Genomic DNA, 14,723 nt, shown 5'->3' with positions numbered 1-14,723 from the left:
GTGCATCCGGTCGGAGCGGGGACTGCCGGGCATCCGTTCGTCGCATGGCCGCCGCCGCTCGTCGCAGCGTGCCCGGATCCGGGTGCGACGGCGGGACGCACTCCCTACCGTGGGGAGACGCAATGATGCGCCCCCAGAGGAGAACCCCATGACCGCACCTTCGTCGCGCCGCCGCGACGGCGCCGGGCTCGTCGACGACGACCCCGTCATCGATACCGACCCGAACCTCCCACCCGTCGCCCTCTCCGCGGAGCACGAGGCCAAGAGCCGCCGCTGGACCCTGCCGAAGATCCTGCTGTGGACGGCCATCGCCCTCCTCGGCGGCGTCGCCTGGGTGATGCTCGCCATCGTGCGCGGCGAGACCGTGAACGCGATCTGGTTCGTGTTCGCCGCCGTGTGCACCTACCTGATCGGCTACCGCTTCTACTCCAAGGTCATCGAGCGGTACATCACCCGCCCCGACGACCGCCGCGCCACGCCCGCCGAGGTGAAGCAGGACGGCAAGGACTACGTCCCCACCGACCGCCGGGTGCTCTACGGCCACCACTTCGCCGCCATCGCCGGCGCCGGACCGCTCGTCGGCCCCGTGCTCGCGGCGCAGATGGGCTACCTCCCCGGCACCATCTGGATCATCGTGGGCGTCGTGCTCGCGGGAGCCGTGCAGGACTACACGGTGCTCTTCTTCTCGATGCGTCGCGGCGGCCGGACCATCGGCCAGATGGCGCGGCAGGAGCTCGGCAAGATCGGCGGCACTGCGGCGATCATCGCCTCGCTGCTCATCATGCTCATCATCGTGGCGATCCTCGCGCTCGTCGTCGTCAACGCGCTCGGCGAGAGCCCGTGGGGCGTCTTCTCCGTCGCGATGACCATCCCGATCGCTCTGTTCATGGGCGTGTACCTGCGCTACCTGCGTCCCGGCAAGGTGACCGAGGTCTCGATCATCGGCTTCGTGCTGCTGATGGCCGCGATCATCGGCGGCGGCTGGGTCGCCGGCACCGAGTGGGGCCAGGCCATCTTCCACCTCGACCGCACCACGATCGCGTGGGGCATCATCATCTACGGGTTCATCGCCGCGGTGCTGCCGGTCTGGCTGCTGCTCGCGCCGCGCGACTACCTCTCCACGTTCATGAAGATCGGCGTCATCGTCATGCTCGCCGGCGCGATCATCCTCGTGCGGCCGGAGATCTCGGTCCCCGCAGTCAGCATCTTCGGCGAGAACGGCATGGGACCGGTGTTCGCGGGTCCGCTCTTCCCCTTCCTCTTCGTCACCATCGCGTGCGGCGCGTTGTCCGGATTCCACGCGCTGATCGCGTCGGGCACCACGCCGAAGCTCGTGGAGAAGGAGCGGCAGACCCGGTTCATCGGCTACGGCGGCATGCTCATGGAGTCGTTCGTCGCGATCATGGCCCTCGTCGCCGCGATCTCGATCGACCAGGGCATCTACTTCGCGATGAATGCCCCCGCCGCCGCGACCGGGGGCACCGTGGAGGGAGCGGTCGCCTTCGTGAACTCGCTCGGTCTGACCGGGGTGAACCTCACTCCCGACATGCTCACGGGCACGGCTGCGGCGGTCGGCGAGGAATCGATCGTCTCGCGCACCGGTGGCGCTCCGACGCTCGCGCTCGGCCTCGCCCACATCATGCAGCAGGCCCTCGGCGGGCAGGCGCTCATGGCGTTCTGGTACCACTTCGCGATCATGTTCGAGGCGCTGTTCATCCTCACAGCGGTGGACGCCGGAACCCGAGTCGCGCGCTTCATGCTGCAGGACTCGATCGGCGCCTGGTTCCCGAAGTTCCGCGACGTCTCCTGGCGCCCCGGGGTGTGGATCTGCACCGCGATCATGGTGGCCGGCTGGGGAGCGATCCTCATCCTCGGCGTCACCGACCCGCTCGGCGGCATCAACACCTTCTTCCCGCTGTTCGGCATCGCGAACCAGCTGCTCGCGGCGATCGCGCTCGCCGTGGTGCTGGCCATCGTCGCCAAGCGTGGTCGCAGCTACTTCCGGTGGCTGTGGATCATCGCGCTGCCGCTCGCCTTCACCGCGGTCGTCACCATCACGGCTTCGCTCTACAAGATCTTCTCGCCGGTGCCGGCGATCGGGTACTGGGCGAACCACTTCCGCTACCTGGAGGCGCTGAACTCCGGTGACACCACGCTCGGCGCACCGGAGGTGCTGCAGGCCGTCATCCGCAACACCGCGGTGCAGGGAACGCTGTCGATCATCTTCGTGGTGCTCGCGATCATCGTCATCGTCATGGCCGTCATCGCGACTGCGAAGGCGATCCGCAACGGCGGCGGCGAGAACACCGAGGACCCGCCCGTGCCGTCGCGCCGCTTCGCCCCGGCCGGGTTCCTCCCCGACGCGGAGGAGCGCGAGCTGGAGAAGCAGTGGGAGCCGATCCTCGCCGAAGAGCGCGCGGCGGCACGGCACTGAGATGACTCACGCGATGGATCGGACGGATGCCGCGACCTCCCCGCTGCGGGCGCTGTGGAGCGCCCTCGGCCGGGTCGGCCGCGGCATCCGCTGGTACATGACGACGCTGATGGGCGACACCGCGTACGCCACGTACGTCGCCCATCACCGTCGGCATCATCCGGGCGAGGAGCCGCTGACGGAGCGGCAGTTCTGGCGTCAGCGCATGGACGACCAGGACCGCAATCCCGGTGCCCGCTGCTGCTGACCCTTCGACAGGCTCAGGGACCTTCGACAGGCTCAGGGCCCTTCGACAGGCTCAGGGACCCAGGGTGGGTCGCTGAGCCTGTCGAAGCGCGGGTCGCTGATTCCGCGCGCGCGTCCCTAGGCTGAGCGCATGAACGACGTCGTCCTCGCCGCGGTCCTCGGCGCGCTCGGCGGCATCGCCCTCACGGTGCTGCTGCTGCTCGCCCGCCGGTTCGCGCGCGGGTCCGCCGACCTCGGCAGCGAGGCGGAGCAGGGGGCGCTGCGGGCGCTGCATCAGGCGAGCCTCGCCGCCCCGCATCTCCGCGGCGGACTGACCGGGCCGGATGCGGTCAAGGCCGCCCGGCACCTGCGGGCCCTGCTGGGCAGCGCTGCGGTCGCCATCCTCGGCGACGACGACACGGTCACGCTCGACGGCGCCGCGGACGGGCTCGAATCCGCCGCCGTGCGCATCGCCGCCCAGGTGCGCGCGTCTGGGCGACGGCAGGTGTTCCCCGCGCCCTCGCGGACGGACGACCTGGAGGCGGTCGGCGCGCCCATCCTCGTCGACGGGGTGCCGGTCGGGGTGGTCGTCGCCTTCGCGTCCCCGGTGCGCGCTGCGCTCGTGCGGGCGGCGGAGGAGGTCGCCGACTGGTGCGCGGCGCAGGTCGCGCTCGGGGGACTCGAGGCCTCGCGCACCCAGCTCGCGGAGGCCGAGCTCCGGGCTCTGCGCGCGCAGATCTCCCCGCATTTCATCTACAACGCCCTCACCGCGATCGCGTCGTTCATCACGACCGACCCGGACCGGGCCCGCGACCTCGTGCTCGAGTTCGCCGATTTCACCCGATACTCCTTCCGTCGCCAGGGGGAGTTCACCACGCTCGCGGAGGAGCTGGGCAGCATCCACTCGTACCTCGAACTGGAGCGCGCGCGATTCGGCGACCGCCTGCGGGTGACGCTGCAGATCGCGCCGGAGACGCTCGCGACGGTCATCCCGTTCCTCTCGGTGCAGCCGCTCGTGGAGAACGCGGTGCGGCACGGCCTGGAGCCGGGGGAGGGCGGGGGCGAGATCCGCATCACCTCCCGCGACGACGGCACGCACACCGAGATCCTCGTCGAGGACGACGGCGTGGGCATGGACCCTGACGGCCTGCGCGCGCTGCTGACCGCGCGGGAGGAGGGCGGTCACGTGGGTCTGCGGAACGTCGACACCCGGCTCCGTCAGGTCTATGGAAGCGGGGGCGGACTGGTCGTCGAGACCAACGCCGGCGCGGGTACCCTGGTGCGCATGCGAGTCCCGAAATCGCAGCCCCTCCACGACCCGGACGACGACTGAGGAGCGGCATGATCGACGTCCTCGTCGCCGACGACGAGCAGCCGGCCCTCGACGAGCTCGTGCACCTGCTGCGTGCCGACCCGCGCATCGGCGAGATCCTCACCGCGGCAAACGGCGCCGACGCGCTGCGTCAGCTCTCCGCGCGTGCGGTGCGGATCGCCTTCCTCGACATCCACATGCCCGGCCTGCTCGGCACCGAGCTCGCCCGCGCGCTCCTCGGTCTCGCGGAACCGCCCGCCGTCGTGTTCGTCACCGCGGACGAGGCCCGCGCGGTCGAGGCGTTCGAGCTGCGCGCCGCGGACTACCTCCTCAAGCCGGTCCGGCGGGAACGGCTGCGGAGCGCCGTGGACAGGGTGGTCGCGCAGGAGGCCACCCCGCGTAGCGAGGACGAGGTGCTGCCGGTGACGGTGGGCGCCGCGGTGCGGTTCGTCCGCCGCAGCGACGTGCGCTGGGTGCAGGCGCAGGGCGACTACGCGCGACTGCACACCGAGGACGACGGCCCCGGCCACCTCGTGCGCGTCCCCCTCTCCGAGCTCGAGACCCGATGGGCGCCCGTGGGGTTCCTCCGCATCCACCGTTCCACGCTCGTCCGGATCGCCGCGGTGACCGAGGCGCGGCTGTCGGGCGGGGAGCCCACGGTCGTCGTCGGCGCGGCCGTGTTGCCGGTGAGCAGGAGGCTCGTCCCCGCGGTGCGGGAGGCCCTCGTGCGGGGCGAGGGGACGGCATGACCGAGGCGCCGAAGCGGGTGCGCGTCACGGCGGACGCCCCGCCCCGTCGCTCCTCCGCCGCCACGCGGGGGATCGCGCTGCCCGGCGCCCCGGTCGCGGAGGCCGATGCCGTCTACGCGCGCGCTCTGATGCGCAGCCAGCTCCGGCTCGCCCTGGGCACCGTCGCCGGCTTCGTGGTTGTCGTCGTCGCTCTGGCGCTCGGGATCGCGCTCATCCCGGAGATCGACGCCGTCGTCCTCGGCGGGCTGCCGCTGTCGTGGCTTCTCCAGGCCTTCGCGTTCTACCCGGTGATCCTCGTCTTCGCGGTGCTGTACGTGCGCACGGCGGTCCGCAACGAGCGGCGGTACCGCGCCCTGCGGGACCGCGAATGAACGCCGTGCTCGACCTCGTCGGCGTCGCCCTGGTCGTCATCGCCACCCTCCTCATCGGCGTGTACGGGCTGCGGGTGTCGCGCACGACGAGCGACTTCTTCGTGGCGTCGCGTACGGTGCGTCCGGTCTGGAACGCCTCGGCCATCAGCGGAGAGTACCTGTCGGCCGGCACCTTCCTCGGCCTCTCCGGGCTGGTGCTGCTGGACGGCGCCCGCGGGTTCTGGTTCCCCATCGGGTACGCCGCGGGGTATCTGCTCGTGCTCGTCTTCGTCGCCGCGCCCCTGCGCCGCAGCGGGGCGTACACGATCCCGGACTTCGTCGAGGCCCGGCTCGACTCGACGGCCGCGCGCCGGGTCACCAGCCTCGCGGTGCTCATCATCGGCTGGCTCTACATCGTGCCGCAGCTGCACGGCGCGGGCATCACGCTCGTCGTGGTCGCCGGGTTGCCGGAGTGGGTCGGAGCCGTGACGATCGCGGTGCTCGTGGCGGCGGCGGTCGCCGCGGGCGGGATGCGCGCGATCACCTTCGTGCAGGCATTCCAATACTGGCTCAAGCTCACGGCGCTCCTCGTGCCGGTGGTGTGCATCGCGTTCGCGCTGAGCGGCGGCCCGCACGATTTCGATCCCGCGCTCGTCTTCCCCGCGGAGGCCGGGCCGTCGGGCTTCGACGCCTACGAGACAGCGTCGCTGCTGCTCGCCCTGCTCCTCGGCACGATGGGTCTGCCGCATGTCCTGGTGCGGTTCTACACGAGCCCGACGGGGGCCTCCGCGCGGCGGACGACCGTGATCGTCATCGCCATGGTGAGCGCGTTCTACGCCGTGTCGAGCGCGATGGGGCTCCTGGCGCGGATCGCCGCCCCGGACCTCGCGCGGCCCGGGATCGCCGACACCGTGGTGCTGCAGCTCCCGTCGCGGGTGTTCCCCGGGCCGGCCGGCGAGCTGCTGACGGCCCTCATCGTCGCCGGGGCCTTCGCCGCGTTCCTGGCGACCTCGGCCGGACTCGTGGTCTCGCTCGCGGGGGTCATCAGCCAGGACGTCTTCTCCGGCTCCGTGCGCTCCTTCCGGCTGTCCGCGGTGGTGTGCGCGCTCGTGCCGCTGGGGGTCGCGCTGCTCACGGTTCCCGCGGGGCTCGTGTCGAGCGTGGGGGTGGTGTTCGTCGTGGCGGCGTCGACGCTCTCGCCCGTGGTGCTGCTGGGCGTGTGGTGGCGGGGCCTCACCGCGCGTGGGGCGGTCGCGGGCATGGTGTGCGGCGGTCTCGCGACCGGGCTCGCCCTGCTCGTGCACGCCGCCGTGGACGGGGTCGGCGTCGCGGCGCCCTACCTCGCGCAGCCCGCCGCCTGGACGATCCCGCTGGCGACCGGGGTCACGGTCGCCGTGTCGCTGCTCGACCCTCGCGGACCCTCACCCCGCACGGACCGCTTCCTCGCACGCGTGCACACCCCCGACCGCGCTTGAGTCTGCTTCTGCGTCCCGGAACAGGCGATCACGCGGGTTCAGGCAGGTGAAAGCCAATCGAGCCTGAGCCCGCGCGAGTGCCTGAAGAGCGGGGAGGGTCGGTGTGGTCGGGTCAGGAGGATCCCGCGCGAGGGCAGGCAGCGGCGTGAGGGCAGGCAGGGAGAGTCAAGAGTGCCTGTGTTGGCGGGAGTGCCTGAATCAGCGGGAGTGCCTCAGCGGGAGGGGGTCAGAGGGTGCGGCTGCGCGGCATCAGGCGCACCGGAGGGAGCGGCGGCGCGGGGATGCGCTGGTCATGCCCCTCGACGACGCCGAACCGCGCGGATGCGGCCTCCCAGTCCTCGCGGGCGGCGACGATCTCGTCGTGGGAGCGCCCGGCGAAGTTCCACCACATGACGATCTCGTCCTCGAACGGCTCACCCCCGAGGAGGAACAGCAAGCCGCCCTCACTGCTGGTCACCTCGACGCCGTCGCGGGAATCACCGAGATAGAGCATGTCGTTGCGGGTCATCGCGTGCTCCGGGACGGCGGCGTCGCCCTCGACGAGGAGCAGCGCGTGCTCCCACTCCGGCCGCAGCGGCAGGCGCACGGTGGTTCCGGCCGGCACGACGATCTCCGCCCCGACGATCGGTGTGTGCACGGTCGCTGGCGAGTGCACGCCCGCGAACTCGCCGAGCACGACCGTGGCCGTGGCGTCCGATCCGGTCGCGGACGGCAGCGTCGTCGTCGGCAGATCGGTGTGCCGCTCGAAGCCGCCGTCGCCGTGGCGCGCGTACTCCGGGAGAACGACCCAGAACTGCAGCGCGTCGAGCGGGACGGGGCCGTCGCCGACGGAGTACTCCGAATGCGAGATGCCGTTGCCGGCGGTCATGAGGTTGAGCTGTCCGCGCCGGAGGTCGGCGTCGCTGCCCAGAGAATCGCGGTGCCGGATCTCGCCGACGAGCGGCCAGGTCACCGTCTGCAGACCGATGTGCGGGTGCGGCTCGACACGCATCCGGGTCTCGGCCGGGCCGAACCGGTCGAGGAAGCACCACGCGCCGATGGTGGGGAGGTTGCGATGCGGCAGCACCCGCAGCACCTCCATGCCGCGCACGCCGCCGAGCGGGACCGCCCGCGGCTCGAGGACGAGGCGGCGCTGCCCGATCATTCCGCCCTGCCCGTGGGGTCCTCGTCCGCGCCGGTCGACTCCTCCTGCACCGGGGCGTCCGCCGTCGAGCCCGGGCGCTGCGGCCAGCGGATCTCGGCGCCGGGCACCTCGTGCGTCTGGAGGTACTTCGCGATGTACGGGCAGAGCGGCACGATCGCGTCGCCCGTCGACGCCACGTCGGTCAGCGCCGCCGCGGCGAGCTTCCCCGCGAGGCCCTGGCCCTGGAACGCCGGGTCGACCTCGGTGTGCAGGAACCGGATCGCGCCGGGGCGGGTGTCGAACTCGGCGAACCCGGCCAGCACGTCGTCGGAACGGATCTCGTAGCGGGAGGCCTCGTCGTTGCGGGTCACGGTGATGTCGGTCATCGGATGCTCCTTCCGGCGTCTGGAACCAACCTACGCCCGGGATCGGGGGTGCGGGCCTGTGGACGTCGCCGTGCCGCTGTCCGTCGGGGTGATTACGCTGGAGGGATGCCGCAGACTCCCCGTGATCCGTACGACGGATGGATCCCCGAGCCGGACGCGGCATCCGACCAGCCCTGGGACGACGGGTGGGAGCCGACCGAGCCGCCGGAGCCGATGGACTGGGAGCCGCAGGGCGCGGGCTTCGAGCCGCCCCTCGACTGGGGTCCGGGCCCGACGACCGCGGTGACCACCGTGCCGGCAGTCCGCCGCGCCACGCCCAGTCGGTATGCGACGGCCCGCGAGGCATTGCACACCGTGTTCGGCTACGACGACTTCCGCGGCGACCAGGCGGCCATCGTCGAGCAGGTCATCGGCGGCGGCGACGCCGTCGTCCTGATGCCCACCGGCGGCGGCAAGAGCATCACGTACCAGGTGCCGGCACTCGTCCGCGAGGGCACCGGACTGGTCATCAGCCCGCTCATCGCGCTCATGCACGACCAGGTCGACGCGCTGCGCGCCAACGGCGTGAAGGCCGCGTACCTCAACTCCACCCAGTCGATCGAGGAGCGCCGCGAGGTCGAGCGCGCCTACGTCGCCGGGGAGCTCGACCTCCTCTACGTCGCCCCGGAGCGACTCTCGGGCGCGCAGACGACCTCCCTCCTGCAGCGCGGCACGCTCAGCGTCGTCGCGATCGATGAGGCGCACTGCGTGTCGCAGTGGGGTCACGACTTCCGGCCCGACTACCTCGCCCTCGGCGACCTCGGCGAGCGGTTCCCCGGCGTGCCCCGCATGGCCCTGACCGCGACCGCGACGCGGGCCACGCACAAGGAGCTCACCGAGCGTCTGCACCTCGACACGGCGAAGCACTTCGTCGCGAGCTTCGACCGCCCCAACATCCAGTACCGGATCGTCCCGAAGGTCGACCCGCGCAAGCAGCTCGTGCAGTTCATCCGGTCGCAGCCGGAGGGCGCGGCGGGCATCGTCTACGCCCTCAGCCGGAAGTCCGTCGAGCAGACGGCGACCTATCTCGCCGCGCAGGGTCTCGACGCGTTGCCGTACCACGCGGGCCTGCCCGCCGAGGTGCGGGCGGCGAACCAGTCGCGCTTCCTCCGCGAAGACGGCGTGGTGATGGTGGCGACGATCGCGTTCGGCATGGGCATCGACAAGCCCGACGTGCGCTTCGTCGCCCACATCGATCTGCCGAAATCGGTCGAGGGGTACTACCAGGAGACCGGCCGCGCCGGCCGCGACGGCGAGCCGTCCGTGGCGTGGATGGCGTACGGGCTCGGCGACGTCGTGCAGCAGCGCCGTCTGATCGATCAGAGTCCCGGAGACCGCACGTTCAAGATGCGCATGGGGCAGCACCTCGACGCGATGCTGGCCCTGTGCGAGACGGTGGAGTGCCGCCGGCAGAACCTCCTCGGGTACTTCGGTCAGGACTCGCAGCCCTGCGGCAACTGCGACACGTGCCTCGACGACACGGCGACCTTCGACGGGCTCGTCCCCGCGCAGAAGCTGCTGTCCACGATCGTGCGCCTCAAGCGCGAGCGGAATCAGGCCTTCGGCGCGGGCCACCTCATCGACATCCTCCGCGGTGCCTCGACCGAGCGCATCCGCCAGCAGCGGCACGACGCCCTCGCGACCTACGGCATCGGCGCCGACCTCTCCGACCAGGACTGGCGGAGCGTGGTGCGCCAGCTCCTCGCCCGGGGCATCCTCGTCGCGCAGGGCGACTACGGCACGCTCGCGCCGGGGGAGGCGGCGGCCGGGGTGCTGCGCGGCGAGACCGCGGTGCCGCTCCGGAAAGACACGATCGGACGCCCGTCCTCGCCGTCCCGCGCCCGGAAGGCGAGTGCCGCCGACGCCCTCGACGCCGGAGACCGGGAGCTGTTCGAGGCGCTGCGGGCCTGGCGGGCCGAGACCGCGAGGGAACAGGGCGTCCCGGCGTACATCGTCTTCGGTGATGCCACGCTGCGTGCTCTCGCGGAGCATCGGCCCACGTCGCACGCCGACCTCGACGGCATCACCGGCATCGGTGCGAAGAAGCGCGAGGCCTACGGCGACGGCGTGCTCGCCGTCATCGCCGCCTCCTGACGTCGACCCACCCCCTTCCGGTCGAGCCACCCCTTCGCGGACGCCCGCACGGGGCCGGGGCGCATGGAAGGGGGTGGGTCGACGGGCCGAACCTGTCGCGAGCCGACAAGGACGGGCACGGACGGGGAGGCGGGGGGTTGGAGGATGCGGACAGGGGACTTCGTGTCGTTTTGTCGCACACCTACCATGAGAGGAATCCACCTTCGTCTCTCCGAGAGGAACGCTCATGGTCGACGCCGCCGTCCGCCCTTCGACGACACCTGACCCGCGCGAGAGCGCGACCGCCCCGCGGATCGATGTCGCCCGCCTGAACGACGCCCTGATGGGCACCTGGGGCGACGTGCGCCGCCAGGCCCGCGAGATGATCAAGGATTCCGCATTCTGGCGGAAGGACGAACTCGGCAAGGACGACCACCGCGAGCGGGTGCTCAGCCAGCTCCACCTCCTCGTCGACAACAAGGCCGTGCACCGCGCGTTCCCGAAGCGCTTCGGCGGCGAGGAGAACAACGGCGGTAACATCGCCGGATTCGAGGAGCTCGTGGCCGCCGACCCGAGCCTGCAGATCAAGTCGGGCGTGCAGTGGGGCCTCTTCGGCTCCGCGATCCTGCAGCTCGGCACGAAGGAGCACCACGACACCTGGCTCCCCGGCGTCATGGACCTGTCGATCCCCGGTGCGTTCGCGATGACCGAGATCGGGCACGGCTCCGACGTCGCCGCCGTCGGCACGACCGCGACGTACGACCCGGAGACGGAGGAGTTCGTCATCCACACGCCGTTCCGCGGCGCGACGAAGGAGTACCTCGGCAACGCCGCCCTGCACGGCATCGCCGCGACGGTCTTCGCCCAGCTCATCACGAACGGCGTCAACCACGGCGTGCACTGCTTCTACGTGCCGCTGCGCGGCGAGGACGGCGTCGACCTCCCCGGCATCGGCCGCGAGGACGACGGCCTCAAGGGCGGACTCAACGGCATCGACAACGGCCGTCTCTCCTTCGACCAGGTGCGCATCCCGCGCACGAACCTGCTCAACCGCTACGGCGACGTCGCCGCGGACGGCACCTACTCGAGCGCGATCGACAGCCCCGGCCGCCGCTTCTTCACGATGCTCGGCACCCTCGTGCAGGGACGCGTCTCGCTCGACGGCGCCGCCTCCTGGGCCTCCGCGCTCGGTCTGCACATCGCGATCACCTACGCCACGCAGCGTCGCCAGTTCGATGGTGCGGACGGGCAGGAGGTCGTGCTGATGGACTACGGCAAGCACCAGCGCCGTCTGCTCCCGCGCCTGGCCACCACGTACGCGCAGATCTTCGCGCACGACGAGTTCCTGCAGAAGTTCGACGGCGTCTTCTCCGGCCGCACCGACACCCCGGACGACCGGGAGGACCTGGAGACGCTCGCGGCGGCACTCAAGCCGCTGTCGACCTGGCATGCGCTCGACACGCTGCAGGAAGCCCGTGAGGCGTGCGGCGGCGCCGGCTTCATGTTCGAGAACCGGCTCGTCGGGCTCCGTGCCGACCTCGACATCTACGTCACGTTCGAAGGCGACAACAACGTCCTGCTCCAGCTCGTGGGCAAGCGGCTGCTGACCGACTACGCGAAGCAGTTCCAGGGCAAGGACGCTGCGGCGCTCGCGCGCTACGCCGTGGGGATGACCGCCGGCAAGGTGTTCCACGGCGCCGGCCTCCGTCAGCTCGGTCAGGCGGTGACCGACTTCGGCCAGGTCGCCCGGTCGGTGGAGCGCGGACTGCGCGAGGAGCAGCAGCACGACCTCCTCGCGGGCCGCGTACAGCAGATGGTCGCCGACATCGCGACCCGGCTGCGTGCCGCCGGCAAGGACAAGGTGCTCGGGGCACGGCTGTTCAACGAGAACCAGGCCGAGCTCATCGAGGCGGCCAGGGCGCACGGCGAGCTGCTGCAGTGGGAGGCCTTCACCGACGCCGTCCACGCGATGGACGACGCCGAGACGAAGAAGGTCATGACCTGGCTGCGTGACCTCTTCGGTCTGCAGCTCATCGAGAAGCACCTCGCCTGGCACCTCATCCACGGGCGGCTCTCCACCCAGCGGGCGGCGGCGGTGTCGAGCTACATCGATCGGCTGTGCGCGCGGCTGCGTCCGTACGCGCTCGACCTCGTGGATGCCTTCGGCTACGAGCCCGAGCACGTGCGGGCTCCCATCGCGAGCGGTGCGGAGAAGCAGCGGCAGGACGAGGCCCGTGCGTACTACGCCGACCTCGAGGCCACCGGTCAGGCGCCCGTCCTGGAGAAGACGCTCAAGCGGCAGAAGCGCTGAGCGATCGGCCCGGGCCGTCCCCACACGGCCCGGGCCGTCCGGACAGCGGATTCATCGACGGAGGCGGATAGTCTCGGCGAGTACCGACCCGAGGAGCATCATGTCGACCGTCACCGCCTACGCCGCCCCCGCCGAAGCCGCCCCGCTCGAGAAGACCGTCATCGAGCGTCGAGAGCTCGGCCCGCACGACATCCTCATCGACATCGCCTTCGCCGGCATCTGCCACTCCGACATCCACACCGTGCGCGGCGACTGGGGTCCGCAGCAGTACCCGCTCGCCCCGGGACACGAGATCACCGGAACGGTCGCCGCGGTGGGCGCCGAGGTCACGAAGCACGCCCTCGGCGACCGCGTCGGCGTCGGCTGCCTCGTGAACTCGTGCCGGGAGTGCGTGTACTGCCTCCGCGGCGACGAGCAGTTCTGCACGCAGGGCGCCGTCGGCACCTACGGGGCGGTCGACCGCGACGGGACGATCACCCAGGGCGGCTACTCGCAGCAGGTCGTCGTCACCGAGGACTTCGTGCTGCGCATCCCGGACGCCCTGCCCCTGGACGCGGCGGCTCCGCTGCTGTGCGCGGGCATCACCACGTACTCGCCCCTGCGGAATTGGAAGGTCGGCCCCGGCACGCGCGTCGCGGTGGTCGGACTCGGCGGCCTCGGTCACATGGGCGTTCAGATCGCACACGCCCTCGGCGCGGAGGTGACCGTGCTGTCGCAGACGCTCTCGAAGCAGGACGACGGCCTCCGCCTCGGCGCCGACCGCTACTTCGCGACGAGCGACCGGGAGACCTTCCGTGACCTGCGCGGCTCCTTCGACGTGATCCTCAACACCGTGAGCGCCGTCATCGACCTCCGCTCCTACCTCGGGCTGCTCGACGTGGACGGCACCATCGTGTGCGTGGGTGCTCCGGCGGAGGCCCTCGCCCTGAACGCGGGGTCGCTGATCGCCGGACGACGCTCCATCGCCGGCTCGAACATCGGTGGCATCAGGGAGACCCAGGAGATGCTCGACTTCTGCGCGGAGCACGGCATCACCGCGCAGATCGAGGTCATTCCCGCGTCGGCGATCAATGAGGCGTACGAGCGGGTCCTCGCGTCCGACGTCCGCTACCGCTTCGTCATCGACGCCGCCACCTTCGCCGACTGACCCCGCCCGGTCCCGGGTCCGTCCGCTGACGGTCGCCGTCCGCTCCAGTACGGGATCAAAAGCGGGCCTCCGGCCCCTGCCTGAGGAGCGATTTCCGTCCCGCGACCGTCGAGTCCCTGGGCCGGGACGGAAAAGTCTCCGGATGAGGACCGCGCAGGTACAGTTCTGATCCCGCGCTGCTCTCGTGAGGGTCCCGCGCGTCCCCTGCGGAGAACTGCCTCCGCGCTCGGTGCGGGATGGGAAAGGTGCCGCGGGGTTGTTCCGGGAGGGCCTTTTCGATCCCCCGTTGGAGGGGGGCGTCGTGGCGGGATGGGGAACGGGCCTGGGGAGGCGAGGGGAGGGGCGGAATTGAACTCACACGAGGGGATGCGGGACGGGCCGGGAGGGCGTCGGTGGGGGCGGATACGGTGAGGGGATGACCTCCCTCCTCCTGGGGCCGGACTCCCGTGCGCGCTGCGCGTGGGTCGGCGACGACGCAGAATACCGCCGGTACCACGACGAGGAGTGGGGAACGCCGCTGCACGGGGACCGGGCGCTGTTCGAGAAGATGGCGCTGGAGGGTTTCCAGGCGGGACTGTCGTGGATCACGATCCTCCGCAAGCGTCCGCGGTTCCGGGAGGTGTTCGCGGGCTTCGTGCCGGAGGCGGTGGCGGCGTTCGACGACGCCGACGTGGAACGGCTGATGGCCGACACCGGCATCATCCGCAATCGTGCCAAGATCCTCGCGACGATCGGCAACGCCCGGATCGTGCAGTCGATGGCCGACGGCGAGCTCGATGCGCTGATGTGGTCGTTCGCCCCGCCGGCGACCGGAACGCGGCCACGGTCGTTCTCCGAGGTCCCCGCCGTCACACCGGAGTCGACCGCACTGAGCACGGAGCTGCGCCGGCGCGGGTTCCGCTTCGTCGGCCCGACGACGATGTACGCGCTCATGCAGTCGGCGGGCATGGTGGACGACCACATCGAGGGGTGCTGGAAGGCCTGACGTCTCGACGGAAAAGAGCGCGGGGCCACGGTCCCTCGCCCGATATACTCGGCACATCGGGGGATCTCCCGGCGCACGACGCCGGGTGGCTGCAGGCGCGCGGTCTCCCATCAG

The 14,723-nt window shown here is 71.3% G+C and carries 12 protein-coding genes; 10 read left to right on the top strand and 2 right to left on the bottom strand.

What is annotated here, in order from left to right:
* The first annotated feature begins 148 nt into the window (after positions 1 to 148).
* From AB1285_RS12930 to AB1285_RS12905, 6 genes are all read left to right on the top strand, one after another.
* Entirely contained in the window at positions 149 to 2,434 is a 2,286-nt protein-coding gene (locus AB1285_RS12930; RefSeq protein WP_370428963.1) for a carbon starvation CstA family protein, read from the top strand.
* A 13-nt stretch (positions 2,435 to 2,447) separates the two neighbouring features.
* Entirely contained in the window at positions 2,448 to 2,681 is a 234-nt protein-coding gene (locus AB1285_RS12925) for a YbdD/YjiX family protein (protein ID WP_232089162.1), read from the top strand.
* A 129-nt stretch (positions 2,682 to 2,810) separates the two neighbouring features.
* Complete coding sequence (locus AB1285_RS12920) at positions 2,811 to 3,992, top strand: sensor histidine kinase (protein WP_370428962.1); 1,182 nt, start codon at positions 2,811 to 2,813, stop codon at positions 3,990 to 3,992.
* Positions 3,993 to 4,000: 8 nt separating this feature from the next.
* The gene (locus AB1285_RS12915) at positions 4,001 to 4,720 is read left to right on the top strand and encodes a LytR/AlgR family response regulator transcription factor (RefSeq protein WP_259952791.1); all 720 of its coding nucleotides are present in this window, start codon (positions 4,001 to 4,003) and stop codon (positions 4,718 to 4,720) included.
* Positions 4,717 to 5,091 (top strand): heavy metal transporter, encoded by a 375-nt coding sequence (locus AB1285_RS12910; protein WP_280569199.1) that lies wholly within the window; start codon positions 4,717 to 4,719, stop codon positions 5,089 to 5,091. The genes AB1285_RS12915 and AB1285_RS12910 overlap by 4 nt, the downstream gene beginning before the upstream one ends.
* Complete coding sequence (locus AB1285_RS12905; RefSeq protein WP_280569197.1) at positions 5,088 to 6,545, top strand: cation acetate symporter; 1,458 nt, start codon at positions 5,088 to 5,090, stop codon at positions 6,543 to 6,545. Before AB1285_RS12910 ends, AB1285_RS12905 begins: the two co-directional genes overlap by 4 nt.
* 226 nt (positions 6,546 to 6,771) lie before the next feature.
* On the opposite strand, the gene AB1285_RS12900 is transcribed toward AB1285_RS12905, so the two are convergent.
* Both AB1285_RS12900 and AB1285_RS12895 read right to left on the bottom strand, forming a co-directional pair.
* Positions 6,772 to 7,689, bottom strand: coding sequence for a pirin family protein (locus tag AB1285_RS12900; protein WP_370428961.1), 918 nt, complete (start codon positions 7,687 to 7,689; stop codon positions 6,772 to 6,774).
* Positions 7,686 to 8,054: a GNAT family N-acetyltransferase gene (locus tag AB1285_RS12895; RefSeq protein WP_370428960.1), complete on the bottom strand. Its 369-nt coding sequence runs from the start codon at positions 8,052 to 8,054 to the stop codon at positions 7,686 to 7,688. Before AB1285_RS12895 ends, AB1285_RS12900 begins: the two co-directional genes overlap by 4 nt.
* Positions 8,055 to 8,159: 105 nt before the next feature.
* Here AB1285_RS12895 and recQ point away from each other — a divergent pair, with 105 nt between their 5' ends.
* The 4 genes from recQ (at position 8,160) to AB1285_RS12875 (ending at position 14,609) form a co-directional block, all read left to right on the top strand.
* Positions 8,160 to 10,187, top strand: coding sequence for a DNA helicase RecQ (gene recQ, locus AB1285_RS12890; protein ID WP_370428959.1), 2,028 nt, complete (start codon positions 8,160 to 8,162; stop codon positions 10,185 to 10,187).
* A 226-nt stretch (positions 10,188 to 10,413) separates the two neighbouring features.
* Positions 10,414 to 12,477 (top strand): acyl-CoA dehydrogenase, encoded by a 2,064-nt coding sequence (locus AB1285_RS12885; RefSeq protein ID WP_312673890.1) that lies wholly within the window; start codon positions 10,414 to 10,416, stop codon positions 12,475 to 12,477.
* A 100-nt stretch (positions 12,478 to 12,577) separates the two neighbouring features.
* Complete coding sequence (locus AB1285_RS12880; protein ID WP_370428958.1) at positions 12,578 to 13,624, top strand: NAD(P)-dependent alcohol dehydrogenase; 1,047 nt, start codon at positions 12,578 to 12,580, stop codon at positions 13,622 to 13,624.
* A gap of 415 nt (positions 13,625 to 14,039) precedes the next feature.
* On the top strand, positions 14,040 to 14,609 hold the full coding sequence (locus tag AB1285_RS12875) for a DNA-3-methyladenine glycosylase I (protein ID WP_259952775.1): 570 nt from the start codon (positions 14,040 to 14,042) through the stop codon (positions 14,607 to 14,609).
* The last annotated feature ends 114 nt before the right edge of the window (positions 14,610 to 14,723 follow it).

The sequence above is a fragment of the Microbacterium sp. NRRL B-14842 genome, assembly GCF_050470785.1.
The sequence above is the reverse complement of the archived record's forward strand: the minus strand, read 5'-3'. Positions and strand labels throughout refer to the sequence as shown.